13 protein-coding genes and 2 riboswitches are annotated in these 12,913 nt (G+C 68.1%); of the genes, 5 read left to right on the top strand and 8 right to left on the bottom strand.

The genetic code is table 11. The features are described from left to right. Positions 1 to 376: 376 nt before the first annotated feature. Entirely contained in the window at positions 377 to 1,282 is a 906-nt protein-coding gene (locus ACYVF3_RS14435) for a sulfite exporter TauE/SafE family protein (RefSeq protein WP_461154724.1), read from the top strand. Between the two features lie 264 nt (positions 1,283 to 1,546). Here ACYVF3_RS14435 and ACYVF3_RS14440 read toward each other — a convergent pair whose 3' ends face one another. Next, on the bottom strand, positions 1,547 to 2,716 hold the full coding sequence (locus ACYVF3_RS14440) for an NAD-dependent epimerase/dehydratase family protein (protein ID WP_461154725.1): 1,170 nt from the start codon (positions 2,714 to 2,716) through the stop codon (positions 1,547 to 1,549). A 142-nt stretch (positions 2,717 to 2,858) separates the two neighbouring features. Here ACYVF3_RS14440 and ACYVF3_RS14445 point away from each other — a divergent pair, with 142 nt between their 5' ends. After that, entirely contained in the window at positions 2,859 to 3,317 is a 459-nt protein-coding gene (locus ACYVF3_RS14445; RefSeq protein WP_461154726.1) for a GtrA family protein, read from the top strand. On the opposite strand, the gene ACYVF3_RS14450 is transcribed toward ACYVF3_RS14445, so the two are convergent. The 7 genes from ACYVF3_RS14450 to ACYVF3_RS14480 all read right to left on the bottom strand — a co-directional run bounded on the left by ACYVF3_RS14450 (position 3,286) and on the right by ACYVF3_RS14480 (position 11,209). Then, positions 3,286 to 5,565, bottom strand: coding sequence for a glycosyltransferase family 2 protein (locus ACYVF3_RS14450; RefSeq protein ID WP_461154727.1), 2,280 nt, complete (start codon positions 5,563 to 5,565; stop codon positions 3,286 to 3,288). The two genes, ACYVF3_RS14445 and ACYVF3_RS14450, sit on opposite strands and share 32 nt — an antisense overlap. Further along, positions 5,562 to 6,512: an NAD-dependent epimerase/dehydratase family protein gene (locus ACYVF3_RS14455; protein ID WP_461154728.1), complete on the bottom strand. Its 951-nt coding sequence runs from the start codon at positions 6,510 to 6,512 to the stop codon at positions 5,562 to 5,564. Before ACYVF3_RS14455 ends, ACYVF3_RS14450 begins: the two co-directional genes overlap by 4 nt. Positions 6,513 to 6,989: 477 nt before the next feature. Further along, on the bottom strand, positions 6,990 to 7,424 hold the full coding sequence (locus tag ACYVF3_RS14460; RefSeq protein ID WP_461154729.1) for an SRPBCC family protein: 435 nt from the start codon (positions 7,422 to 7,424) through the stop codon (positions 6,990 to 6,992). A gap of 123 nt (positions 7,425 to 7,547) precedes the next feature. Further along, complete coding sequence (locus tag ACYVF3_RS14465; protein ID WP_461154730.1) at positions 7,548 to 8,378, bottom strand: phosphoenolpyruvate hydrolase family protein; 831 nt, start codon at positions 8,376 to 8,378, stop codon at positions 7,548 to 7,550. Then, complete coding sequence (locus ACYVF3_RS14470) at positions 8,375 to 9,619, bottom strand: Tm-1-like ATP-binding domain-containing protein (RefSeq protein ID WP_461154731.1); 1,245 nt, start codon at positions 9,617 to 9,619, stop codon at positions 8,375 to 8,377. Before ACYVF3_RS14470 ends, ACYVF3_RS14465 begins: the two co-directional genes overlap by 4 nt. Positions 9,620 to 9,742: 123 nt before the next feature. Then, entirely contained in the window at positions 9,743 to 9,913 is a 171-nt protein-coding gene (locus tag ACYVF3_RS14475; protein ID WP_461154732.1) for a hypothetical protein, read from the bottom strand. Between the two features lie 117 nt (positions 9,914 to 10,030). Continuing rightward, positions 10,031 to 11,209: an acyl-CoA dehydrogenase family protein gene (locus ACYVF3_RS14480; protein WP_461154733.1), complete on the bottom strand. Its 1,179-nt coding sequence runs from the start codon at positions 11,207 to 11,209 to the stop codon at positions 10,031 to 10,033. A gap of 111 nt (positions 11,210 to 11,320) precedes the next feature. On the opposite strand from ACYVF3_RS14480, the gene ACYVF3_RS14485 reads away from it, so the two are divergent. The 3 genes from ACYVF3_RS14485 to ACYVF3_RS14495 all read left to right on the top strand — a co-directional run bounded on the left by ACYVF3_RS14485 (position 11,321) and on the right by ACYVF3_RS14495 (position 12,573). Further along, the gene (locus ACYVF3_RS14485; RefSeq protein WP_461154734.1) at positions 11,321 to 11,953 is read left to right on the top strand and encodes a TetR/AcrR family transcriptional regulator; all 633 of its coding nucleotides are present in this window, start codon (positions 11,321 to 11,323) and stop codon (positions 11,951 to 11,953) included. 70 nt (positions 11,954 to 12,023) lie between these two features. After that, entirely contained in the window at positions 12,024 to 12,257 is a 234-nt protein-coding gene (locus ACYVF3_RS14490) for a hypothetical protein (RefSeq protein WP_145737424.1), read from the top strand. 10 nt (positions 12,258 to 12,267) lie between these two features. After that, positions 12,268 to 12,573 carry a type II toxin-antitoxin system PemK/MazF family toxin gene (locus ACYVF3_RS14495; RefSeq protein ID WP_461154735.1) on the top strand — a complete coding sequence of 102 codons (306 nt, stop codon included), beginning with the start codon at positions 12,268 to 12,270 and terminating at the stop codon, positions 12,571 to 12,573. A gap of 119 nt (positions 12,574 to 12,692) precedes the next feature. Then, positions 12,693 to 12,789, top strand: a riboswitch (glycine riboswitch). 1 nt (position 12,790) lies between these two features. Next, a riboswitch (glycine riboswitch) is annotated at positions 12,791 to 12,890 on the top strand. Positions 12,891 to 12,913 lie beyond the last annotated feature (23 nt).

The raw sequence follows: 12,913 nt of genomic DNA on the forward strand, positions 1-12,913 counted from the left end.
CCCACTACCCGCAGGTAGGTAGTCCACAGTGGACGAACCTCGCCGGAGGGGTGCTCCGGACGAGCGCAAGATCGAAACGAGTGAAGGGTGGCTTTCAACACAAGGCGGCCTCGACGAGCCTGGTGAGCGTTCCCGCACTCTGGGAGACGCTGCCACTCGAACGCGCGATCTGTTTGACTGTCCCCCATGACGCCCGGTGATCAGTGGCGGCTGCTCGCGCAGCGCCTCCACGTAGACCTGCGCCGCGTCACCTCCGCACGGTGTCGGCGCTCGCGCTAGTCCCTAGTCGCGCCCACCTGTCCGCGCATCCTCACCAATCCGCCACGAGACCTCGCGCCGCGAGCTCGTCGCGTCCCGGATCCCGTACGGAGACATCGTGCAAGCATTCCTGATCTTCGCGATCGGCGGTTTCGTCGCGCAGCTGGTCGACGGCTCGCTCGGCATGGCATACGGCGTCACCTCGACGACCATCCTGCTGACCGCCGGCCTCACCCCGGCGCTGGCCTCGGCCTCGGTGCACCTGGCAGAGATCGGCACCTCGGTCGCCTCCGGCATCTCGCACTGGAAGTTCGGCAACGTCGACTGGAAGATCGTGCTCACCCTCGGCGTTCCGGGTGCGGTCGGCGCTTTCCTCGGCGCGACCGCGCTGAGCAACGTCTCCACCGAAGCCGCGGAACCGTGGATGTCGGCCATCCTGCTCGCGCTGGGCCTCTACGTGCTGCTGCGCTTCGCGATCCGGCCGCTGCGCCGCCGCCAGCTCACCGGCGTCAGCTCCAAGCTGCTGGCCCCGCTCGGCCTGGTCGCCGGGTTCGTGGACGCCACCGGTGGAGGCGGCTGGGGCCCGGTCGCGACGCCGACCCTGCTGAGCACCGGCAAGGTCGAGCCCCGCAAGGTCGTCGGCTCGGTCGACACCAGCGAGTTCCTGATCGCGGTCGCGGCGAGCCTGGGCTTCCTGTTCTCGCTGGCCGACCAGAAGCTGTCCTGGACGACGGTGGGCGCCCTGCTGCTGGGCGGCGTGCTGGCGGCTCCGCTGGCCGCCTACCTGGTGCGGATCGTGCCGATGCGGCTGATCGGTGTCGGCGCCGGCGGTCTGATCGTGCTGACCAACGCGCGGACGCTGATCAAGGCGTTCGACTTCCCGGCTCCGACGCCCACGGTGATCTACGGAGCGATCGTGGTGGCCTGGATCGCGGCATTGGCCTACACCATTCGAGTGATCATCAGCGAACGTCGCGAGATCGAGGGCCTCGAAGAGGACGCTCCGGCGACCGCGCAGAGCTGAGCAGGCAATTCGGCGGTTCCGCGCGGAGTCGACCGGACGTGAGCCCGGGTGCGTTTTGTGGCGGAATCGCCGCGTTCGTCCGAGTTGGCGGGCGGCGCTCCGGTGGTTAACCGGCGTTCACACCGGGCCCCAGATGTACCCGCGTGCCGTATCGCCGAGATCATCGGTGAAGAGCTAATGTTCGAACCTGCCGCGTGGAAGCCCCCCGACACGCGGTAAGGCGCCCCGGGCCGGAACACAGCCCGGGGCACTCTTCTGGGTCCGCTACTTCTCGTCCCGCATCGGGTTGCTGGCCTTGCGCCAGTTCACCGTCGGCCGCATCGCGGCCAGGTCGACGCGGTGCTTGTGCTTGTCGGCCACCGCGAACAGCGACTCGATGAGCGTGTTCGACAGCAGGTGCGGCTCCAGGCCCAGCTCCACCAGACCGGTGTGCTTGACGTTGTAGTAGTGCTCGCCCTGCTCGACGCGCGGGTTCTCGACGTGCTCGATCTCGACCTGGCCGTCGAAGTTGTTCGCGATCGTCTTCGCGATCTCACCGACCGAGTAGCTCTCGGTGATCTGGTTGAACACCCGGAACTCACCGCGGTCGGCGGGGTTCTCCGCCGCCAGCCGGATGCACTCCACGGTGTCCCGCACGTCGATCATGCCGCGGGTCTGACCACCAGGCGAGTACACCGTCAGCGGGTGGCCCAGCACCGCCTGGATGACGAACCGGTTGAGCACGGTGCCGAAGATGGCGTCGTAGTCGAACCGCGTCGCCAGCCGCGGGTCCCGCGCGGTCTGCGGGGTCTCCTGCCCGTAGACGACGCCCTGGTTGAGGTCGGTGGCTCGCAAACCCCAGATGCGGCAGGCGAACTCGATGTTGTGGCTGTCGTGCACCTTGCTCAGGTGGTAGAAGGAGCCCGGCTTCTTCGGGTAGAGCATCCGGTCGGTCCGCCCGTTGTGGGTGACCTCCAGCCAGCCTTCCTCGATGTCGATGTTCGGCGTTCCGTACTCGCCCATCGTGCCCAGCTTGACCAGGTGGATCTCCGGATCGACCTCCTGGATCGCGAACAGCACGTTGAGGTTGCCGACCACGTTGTTCTGCTGGGTGTAGACCGCGTGCTTGCGATCGATCATCGAGTACGGCGCCGCGCGCTGCTCGGCGAAGTGCACGATGGTGTCCGGCCGGAAGTCGGCGATCATCTCGGTGGTGAAGTCACCGTCGACGAGGTCGCCGTAGTAGTGCTTGATGGTCTTGCCCGAAACCTCGTGCCACGCGTTCAGGCGGACCTGCATGGACTCGATCGGCACGAGGCTCTCGACGCCCATCTCGTGGTCGTAGCCCCGACGGGCGTAGTTGTCCGCTACGGCAACATCGTGCCCGCAGTCGGACAGGTGCAGAGCGGTCGGCCAACCGAGGTAGCCGTCGCCTCCGAGGACGAGGATTCGCACGCCTGTCTCCCTCTTTCCCGCCAGTAGTGCAGCATGAACATCACGCATGCTCTCATCTCTTGAGCGCTCCAAGAAGACCACGCACAGCGATCGGTATCGTGTGCGTCCATCCCACGTGCGAATGAATTTTTCTGGAGGACTCGTGGCGCAGCAGACGGTCACCGGCCGCGCTCGCTACTGGCGGTTGATCAGCAGGTTCGCAGCGGCCTCGGCGGTCGCGACCGCCATCAGCCAGGTCGTGTTCCTGCTGAGCTACTCGCTAGGGGCGACGCCGGTGATCTCGACCGTGCTGGCGTGGTTCGCCGGGGCGATCCCGAACTTCACGCTCAACCGGCGCACCTGGGGCGGCGGTGGACGTGAGGCGCTGCGCGGCGAGCTCCTGCGCTACGGCGTCATCTCGGTCGGCACCGCGCTGCTGGCAGCGGGCGCGACGCACCTCGCCGAGATCGCGGCGACCTCGGCGTTCCCCCACACCCGGCCGGCTCAGGTGGCCGTGGTGTGGGGTGCCTTCATCGGGACCTACGCGGTGATGTTCGTGATCAAGTTCGTGCTGATCGACCGGCTCGTCTTCACTCGGCCACAGCAGCGGGCCGCTCGCTGATCTTCTCGGCCGCCGGGACGCGGCCGGTGCTGCGGCGTTCCCGCCACCAGGTGCCGAGCACGACCTTCGCGTAGCGGTAGCCGTAGCTCAGGCTGGAGCCCTTCTTGCTCTCACCCGCGGTGCGCTGCAGCATCCGCATCGGCTGCTCCAGCACCCGGTAGCCGTGGCTGAGCAGTCCCACCAGCAGCTCGGAGGACTGGTACTGCGGCTGCTGCAGGGTCACCGAGTTGGGCACCTCCACCCTCATGCCGCGGAACCCGAACGACGTGTCGGTGATCTTCTGCCTGGTCAGGCCGGTGACGACCCACGCGAAGACGTGGGTCCCGATGCGGCGGACCAGCGCCGGGCGCTCGTTGCTGCCCAGCCGCCGCGAGCCGCTGACGAAGTCCGCGCGGTCGTCGATCAGCGGCTGCAGCAGCTTCGGCAGCTCGGTGATGTCGTACTGGCCGTCCGCGTCGGTGGTGATCACGTAGCGCGCGCCGCGCTGCGCGGCCAGCCGGTATCCCAGCCGCAGCGCCGCGCCCTGACCCCGGTTGGTGGGTGCCACGCAGGTGTGGGCACCGTGCTCCAGGGAGACCTCGGCGGTGCGGTCCTTGGCGCCGTCGACCACCACGAGGGTGTCGACGTCGAGGTCGCAGCTGCGGCCCGGGATGGCGTCGAGCACCTCGCCGATCGACTCCTCCTCGTTGTAGGCGGCGATCAGCACGACCACCGGCGCGAACCGGTGTTCGCCGTAGCGGGACGCGTACTCGTCGAGCGCGTCCCGGTCCACCTCGTCGGGGAAGGTCGTCAGCATCTGGCTCTCCTCGGAGGGCGTCGTTCGCGGTTGTGTGCGGGTGGCCTCGGGACGGCCGAAGATCGCGGTGGCGCCGAGCGCGCCGGCGAGCGGGATGAGCACCAGCCCGGGCAGTTGGTAGCGCCAGGAGAATTCCATGACCGATGCGGTCAGCAGCGAGGTGGTCACCAGGCCCGCGGGCAGCAGCGTCACCGCGCGCAGTCCGCTGCGCCGCGCGCGGCCCGCGCCGAGCACGGCCGCGCCCGCCAGCAGCAGCGCTCCTCCGAGCAGCAGGCCGGGGGTGTAGCCGCCGCCGAGCTGGTAGCCGCGCAGGAAGGAGGCGAGGTCGCGGTCGGTGTGCAGGTCGCTGCCGTCGTAGAGCTCAGCCCACTCCCGGACGTACCAGTCGGGCGCGAACATCGGGTAGTCGAGCTGGAACTGCCAGCGGTCCAGCGGCACGTCGCCGACCGTCTGCGTCCGGGTGGGCGCGAAGCCCTTGACGAAGTCGCGGGCGACGCCGCCGGCGATGTCCAGCGGCTGGGCGAGCACGACCTTCCTGGTGAGCGAGCGCTGCGCGGCGCTGACGTCGGTGCCCTCGGGCAGCAGCTTCTCGACGTTGGCGGTGACGTCCCACAGGTGCAGGTAGAAGTCGATGCCGAGTTCCTCGCGGACCTCGTGCGGCTCGTCGGGGCACAGCAGCTGCTCTTCGCGGGTCAGCTCCAGCTCGTCGCAGTTCGCCACGACGGCCGCGCGGCCGAAGAGCACTCCGCCGCCGCCGGAACCTCCGACGCCGAACTTGCCCGCGACGACCGCGCCGTAGAGGGCGTAGACGAGCACCGCCGCGCCGAACCCGGCGACCAGGGCTCCGGAGGCGATCAGCCGCGGCCGCCAGCCGCCACGCGGTCGCAGCCCGGTGGCCAGCAGCACGAACAGGGCGGCGGGCAGCACCAGCGTCAGGCCCACCGAGCGCACCATCACCGACAGCGCGAGCACGCCACCGGCCAGCGCGGCGATCTTCGGCGTCGGCGGTCCCCACCAGCACAGCAGGTACACGGCGATCAGCAGCAGCACCTGGAACAGCAGGTCGGACATGATCAGCTGCTCGATCTGCAGCTGGTAGGCGTCCAGGAGCACCGGCGCGGCGGCGAGCGCGGCCAGCCACTCGCGGACGCCAAAGCGGCGCAGCAGCGCGTACACGCCGATGCCGATGCCGATGCCGAGCAGGTGCTGCACGACGGCGATGCCGGTGAGCCCGCCGATGCCCAGCAGGGGCCACAGGAACCACTCGTAGCCGACCGGGTTGATGCCGCCCGGGTGGAACACCCCGACGTCGTCGAGGTAGCGGAACGAGTCGATGTAGAGCAGCGCAGGCCGGTAGGCGAGCTGCGTGACGATCCGCAGCGCGAGTCCGGCCAGCACCAGCAGCGCCAGCAGCCAGTGCCGGCGCAGCGCGCGCGTGAGCGCGGCCGTCACCGCGCTCCGCTGGTGAAGTCGACCCAGACGGTGCGCAGACCGTCAGTCAGCTCCATCGCCGGCTGGTAGCCGAGCTCGCGCTGCGCCTTGGACACGTCGACGATCACCGCGGGCATCTCGCCGTTCTTGGCGGGCACGTGGTGGACGGGGATGTCGATGTCGGTGGCGGCGCGGACGGCGTCGATGAGCTGCAGGACGGTGATCGACTCGCCCGAGCCGATGCTGGCCGTGCCGGTGTACTGCTTGTCCCACGCGGCCAGCACGCCCTGCACCACGTCATCGAGGTGCACGAAGTCGCGCTGCTGCGAGCCGTCGCCGTAGACCTCGACGCCCTCACCGGCCAGCGCGGCCCGCATGAGGCGGGGCACGAAGCTGTCCTTGTGGCCCATGCCGGGCCCGTAGATGTTGGTGAACCGCAGCGCGCAGGTCGACATCCCGTAGGCGCCCGCGTATCCGGACAGCAGCATCTCGCAGGCGGCCTTGGTGGCACCGTAGGGCGTGAGCGGGCGGACCGGCAGGGCTTCGGAGATGGTGCCGTGCCCGATGTCGCCGACCACGGCGTTGGTGGAGGCGAGGATGAACTGCCCGATCTCGCGTTCCCGCGCCAGCTCCAGCAGGTGCTGGGTGACCTCGACGTTGTTGGTGTAGGTCGCAGCGGGCTGCTCGACGGACTTGAGCACCGAGGTGATCGCGGCCAGGTGGACGATGCCGGCGCTGCCGGGCGCCACGGCCCGCTCGCGCACGTCGGCGTCGCGCAGGTCGCCTTCCACGAAGGTCACTAGCGGGTCCCGCAGGGACTCGGGCGGCGCCGCCAGGTCGACGATGGTGACGGGCGTGCCGCGCTCGATGAACGCGCGCACCACGGCACGGCCGACGAAGCCGGAGCCTCCGGTCACCACGACCCGATCGGAGTGGGCGATGTCTGCGGGAGTAGACCTGCTTGGCACGGCCCGACTCTAACCGGAACGTGTTACCGCACTCCCCCAGCCCTGAACTTTCCGCACCGAGCAAGGCCGGTCAGGAAACAAGCCCACGTCAGGCAACCGGCGAAGCCGGTTTCTCACTTCCCACCCCAGCAACTGGCACCGCCGCGGGTTCTGAGGCTCCTGCTGGGGCACAAGACCGAAGTTTTCATGAAAACCTCCCCACGTCAGGCAAGCACCGAAGGTGCTTTCTCCGTGCCCCACCCAAGCAACCGGCACCGCCGCGGGTTCGCCAGCGGCTCTCTGGGGAGGACAGCCGTAGCGCCGTGTATTGGACATACATCAGTCTCGGATCCCGGAGCCAGAGAGCCGCTCAGGTTCCGCTTCTGGCACCGCGAAGCAGAAGGACCACTGAGTAGTTTCAGTAGACCCGAACCGCCCAGCAACAGAAGCGCAGCCACTCAGAGCAGCCCTGAGCAACGTTCATCCACAGAAGGGCCCTCAACGGGAAAGATGCGCTGCAAGCCCCTTCAGCCCGGTGGCGTAGACGCCCTGCGAGAACGTCTTGTCCATCTCGGCCTCGACATCCGCATCGGAGTCGAAGTCGGCGAACCACTCGACGAAGCTGTGCCCGGACACCGTGACCGGCAGGACGTGGATCGTCGACCGGTAGCTGCGGACCGGGAACGGGCTGGTCACGAACTCGTAGGTGTAGCTGCGAGCGACGTCGTCGAGGGTGACGAGCCGCTCCCGCACCTCACCCCCGTCGGCGAGCTTCAGACGCCGCACACAACCGACGCTGGCGGCGGACAGGCCGTCCTCGATCTCGCTGGAGGCGATCGCCGGGTGCCACACCGGCAGCGCGTCGAAGTCGCGCACCACCTCCCACACCTTCTCGACGGGGGCTTCGATGACCGCACTCGCGAAACTGCGCATGCTTCCTCCTGGTCCTGGTCCTGGTGCTGGTGCTGGTTGGGTCGGATCGGGGGGAAGTTTTCATGAAAACTTCCCCCAACCCCGGAAGATCCCGCTTCGAAAGCGGCCGGACCACTCCCCCTTCTAGAACTTGATGTTGGTGAAGGCCTTGGTCTGCTCGGTGAGGGCGGTTTCGACGGGGAGCCGCTCCATGCTGCTGGCGCCGTAGAAGCCGTGGCAGCGCTTGGTCTTCGACAGGACGTGGGCGGCGTCGGCGGGCGTCGCGATGGGCCCGCCGTGGCAGAGCACGAGCACGTCTTCGCGGATCTCGGCGGCGGCTTCGGACCACTCGTCGATGAGCCGCACGCAGTCGTCGAGGGTTTTGGCGGTTTCGGCGCCGATGGAGCCGCCGGTGGTCAGGCCCATGTGGCAGACGATGATGTCGGCTCCGGCTTCGGTCATCAGCCGGGCGTCGTCGGCGGAGAAGACGTAGGGCGTGGTGAGCAGGTCGGCTTCGCGGGCGGCGGCGACTAGCTCGACCTCCAGCCCGTAGCCCATGCCGGTCTCCTCCAGGTTGGCCCGGAAGGTGCCGTCGATGAGTCCCACGGTCGGGAAGTTCTGGATGCCGGCGAATCCGAGTTCGCGGAGTTCGCGCAGGAAGTGCTCGCGCAGCATGAACGGGTCGGTGCCGTTGACCCCGGCGAGCACCGGGGTGCGCTGCACGACGGGCAGCACTTCGCGGGCCATCTCGACGACGATGTCGTTGGCGTTGCCGTAGGCGAGCAGTCCGGCGAGCGAGCCGCGTCCGGCCATCCGGTAGCGGCCGGAGTTGTAGATGACGATGAGGTCGATGCCGCCGTCTTCTTCGCACTTGGCCGACAGCCCGGTTCCGGCGCCGCCACCGACGATCGGTTCGCCGCGCTGGGCCTTGGCGTGGAACTCGCGCAGCAGTTCCGCGCGATCGAATCCGTTCATCGCTTCTCCAGTGTCGTGCCGGGATGTGCCTCAGCGCTGTGGGGTTTTCCCTGCGGTTCCAGGATTTCACGGAATGCTGCCAGCAGCGCCGTGACGAACTCCTCGTCGTTGACGTTGTGGTCCACCCGCAGCACGCGCCGGTCCTCGGTCTGCTGGACCTCGCGCTCGATGGTGTCGAACAGCGCGGCGTCCGCTTCGGGGTCGTGGAAGGGCTGTCCGGGTGCGTCCAACATGGACACACCGCCGGTCGGCAGCAGGAAGCGGACAGGGCCTTGGCAGGCGTTGAGCTTGCGCGCGATGAACGCGCCGATCTCCCGGCACTCCTGCGGCGTGGTGCGCATGAGCGTGACCTGGGGGTTGTGCACGTAGAGGGTGCGGTCGCGGTAGCGCTCCGGAACGGTCTCCCGCGCACCGAAGTTCACCATGTCCAGCGCTCCGCAGGAGCCGACGTAGGGGACCCGGGTGCGGGCGATGGCGTCGAGCCGCTGGTCGCCCGCGCTCATCACGCCGCCCGCGATGAGGTCGCAGATCTCGGTGGTGGTGATGTCCAGGACGGCGCGCACGAGGCCGTCGTCGACCAGCTTCTCCATCGCTCGACCGCCGGTCCCGGTCGCGTGGAAGACCAGCGGGTCGTGCTCGGCGGCGAGCTGGTCGGCGGCGGCGACGACGGCGGGCGTGGTGACGCCGAACATCGACAGCGCCACGGCGGGCTTGTCCTCGGCCTGCGGCATCGGGTGGCTGATGGCGCCGAGCAGCGCGTGCGCGGCGTTGGCCAGGACGCGGCGGGAGATCCGGTTGAGCCCTGCGACGTCGGTGACCGAGGGGAACATCGCGATGTCGGTGGCGTCGACGTACCCGGACACGTCCCCGGAAGCGACGGTGGACACCATCATCTTGGGCACGCCGACCGGGAGTTCCCGCATGGCGGGGGTGATCAGCGCGGTCCCGCCGGAACCGCCGAGCCCGATGATGCCGTCGACGTCGCGTTCGGCCAGGTAGCGCGCGAACGCCTCGGCCATGGCGGTCACGGCCGTGCCGCGGTCGCCGGTGAACACCGCGTCGGCGCCTTCGGGGTGGTGCGCGGCGATTTCGGCGGCCGCGACGTCGGCGGCCGAGGAGCGCTCAGCGCTGGTGGAGAGGTCGACGGTGATGACCGGGTGCCCTCGGGCGATGAGTTCGGCGACGTAGCCCAGTTCGGCACCTTTGGTGTCGAACGTCCCGGCGACGTAAGCGCTGCCCATCACGACCTCCGTGCTGCTCGCCTTCGAGAACGTCCCGGGATCGGACTCTACTGTCGATCGCCCCGGCGGCAACAAAAAACGGCTCCCGGCCGTGAAGCCGGGAGCCGTTCCTGGGACTTCCGCTCAGTGGTGCCCACCCTGGGAGCCGGAGCCGCCCTTGCCCATGAACTTGTTCTTGACCTGGTCGATCTTTTCCTTGTTCTTGGGGTCGGACGCGTACTTCTTGGCCTGGTCAACGACCTTCTTGCCCTGCGGGCTCTTGGCGAAGTCGGTGACCTTCTTGAACAGCGACATCATCACTCCCGATGTATCGAGGCCGTTGCCACACAGGGTACCGACAAATCACCCACGACTCACGCGTGGCGTGTCGACGGGGGTGGGGAAGTTTTCATGAAAACTTCCCCACTCGCGTCAGCCGAGGACACCGCTGATGCTTGCGTGGCCCTTGAGCACGTTGCGCGCGATGGTGCGGCGCTGGATCTCGTCGGTGCCCTCGAAGATCCGGAGCAGTCGCAGGTCTCGGTACCAGCGCTCGACCGGGAGCTCCTTGGTGTAGCCCATCCCGCCGTGGATCTGCAGGATCCGGTCGACGATCTGGTTGGCGTGCGTGGCGCCGAACAGCTTGGCGATGGACTGCGCGTGCCGGGAGTCCATGCCCTGGTCGACCTGCCACGCGGCTTGCAGGATGAGCCAGCGCAGCGCCTCGATCTCCACCGCGGAGTCGGCGATCATCCACTGGATGGCCTGCCGGTCGGCGATCGGCGCGCCGAAGGTCTCGCGGTTCTGCGCGTATTCCGAACCCATCTCGACCAGCCGCTCGCAGGCCCCCAGCGCCCGGGCCGGGAGCAGGTAGCGGCCGCGGCCGATCCACTGCATGGCCAGTCCGAACCCGTTGCCCACCTCGCCGAGCACGTTCTCGGCGGGCACCCGGACGTTGTCGAACACCAGCGCGGCCGGCTGGCGCTCGTCGGGTCCCATGATGTCGATGGGCTCGGACTTCCAGCCCATGTCGCGGTCGACGAGGAAGCAGGTGACGCCGCCGTTGGCGCCCTTGTCCCGGTCGGTGACGGCGAAGACCATCACGAAGTCGGCGTCGATGCCGCCGGTGATGAAGGTCTTCTCGCCGTTGATGACCCAGTCGTCACCGTCGCGGACGGCCGTGGCGCGCAGGTTCTTGGCGTCCGAACCCGCGCCGGGTTCGGTGATGGCGAAGCAGGACTTGCGGGTGCCTTCGATGGTCGGCAGCAAGTAGCGCTGCTTCTGCTCCTCGTTGGCGTAGTAGAGGATGTTGTCGGCGTAGCCGCCGAAGCGGAACGGCACGTAGGTGCGGCCGAGCTCGACCTCGATCAGCGCCGTCATGACCGCCGAGAGGTCCATGCCGCCGTACTCCTCGGGCGTCTGCACTCCCCAGAACCCGGCCTCCTTGGCCTTGTTCTGGAGTTCGAGCAGCTCGTCCTTGGTGAGCCCGCGCTGACCGGCCCGCTCCCTGCGCAGCACCTCCGGTTCCAGCGGCATGAGCTCCCGCTGGACGAAGTTGCGCACCCAGTCGCGGATGTCGCGCTCGGTGTCGGTGAGCGAGAAGTCGACCATCGCGTCGTTCCTTTCCCTGCAGGCCGGTAACTAACGCCGTTAGTTTTGTGGCAGCCTAGAACCGTCCCGGCGCACGCCGCAAGGGTTCCGGTTCCGGTGAGGAGACGAACGTTGCCCAGACCCAGCACACCGCTGCTCTCCCCGGAACGCATCCGGAAGGTCGGGCTCGACCTCATCGACGCCGAGGGCCTGGAAGCGCTCTCGATGCGCAGGCTCGCCGAACGCCTGGAAGTGCGCGCCGCCTCGCTGTACAACCACGTCTCCACCAAGGAAGACCTGCTGCACGAGATCGCCGACGAGGTGATGAGCGGGGTCGACGTCTCCGGCTTCGACCAGGACTGGACCACCGGCCTCCGCACCTGGGCCCGCTCCTACCGAGCGGCCCTGGTCGGCCACCCCAACCTTGTCCCCTTCATCGCCTACGGCCCGGCCCGCCGCGATTCGGCCCTGCGCGCCGCCGACGCGGTGCACGGCGGCCTCACCCGCGCCGGCTGGCCTCAGCGCTACGCCACGATGATCGGCGCCTCGACGAAGTACCTGGTCGTCGGCTCGGCCATGGGATCCTTCAGCGGCGGCTTCCCCGCCGACGCGACGGTCTACGCCAACCGCTTCCCGCACCTCAGCAGAGCTCACCTGCTCCACCAGAAAGCAGCGGAGATCGACGCCGCGAGCTTCGAACTCGCCCTCACGGCCCTCATCGACGGCCTCGAAGCCCAACTCGGAGATCTCACCGGCGAAAGCTGAACCAAGCGGGACACCATCGAGCGAACCACTTTTGGTTCTCAGTCCGGTTCACGCCGCGTATCGTTGGGGCATGTCCACCAGCTTCACCGTCCGCCTCGACGACAGCGCCGAGCGGAAACTGGCTGCCCTCATGAGCGATGGCAGCTCACGCAACAGCGCCATCCGCTATGCGCTGGACGTGTCGTATCGACACCTCGTCAACGAACAGATGCGAGAGGAATCCGCCAGACTGCTTCAAGATCCAGAAGACCTCGCCGAGGTCAACGCAGCCCGCGAAGCGATGGGCGCGGGCGATGCGTGGTGACGTTTACCGATTGAAGGACAACCCCAACGCACGAGGTCACGAGCAGCGCGGTCGGCGCTTCGCCGTGATCTTGCAGTCGGACGCGCTCCTGACCTCCACCGTGATCGCCGCGCCGACGTCGACCAGCGCACGTCCTGCCGCACACCGCCCCGAGATTCGCATCGGAGATCAACGAACACGTGTCCTGGTGGAACAGATCCAGGCCGTCGATCCCCTGCAGCGGTTCGGCCAACAAGCAGGAACTTTGACGAGAGAGGAGATCGAAGAGGTCGACGAGGCATTGCGGCGCGCACTGGGGCTTTTCGCTACTTGGTGAGAACGCGCCTCTCAAGTCAGAACCCGGTGCGCAAGGGTCGAGATCACTCGGTCTTCCTGTTGACCGGGGGAGCGCCGATTCGTAGCGTCTGTGAGCGGTACAACCGAATACCGCGCCGATGACGTCTCGCGGGAGAGACCTCGTCCTCGCCGGACGAGGCGCCGAAGGAGCAATACTCCCCAGTAAACTCTCAGGCACCGTTACCGCAGGACACCAGGCGAATCACGGAGAAAAGCAGGAGCATCGCGCTCCTCGCCCACGGTGCAAACCGCCCTCCCGGGTGGTGAAACTCTCAGGCCAATGACTCCGGGGAGACCCCGCCCGACCAGCGCATCCCGCG

The sequence above is a fragment of the Saccharopolyspora tripterygii genome (assembly GCF_054778355.1).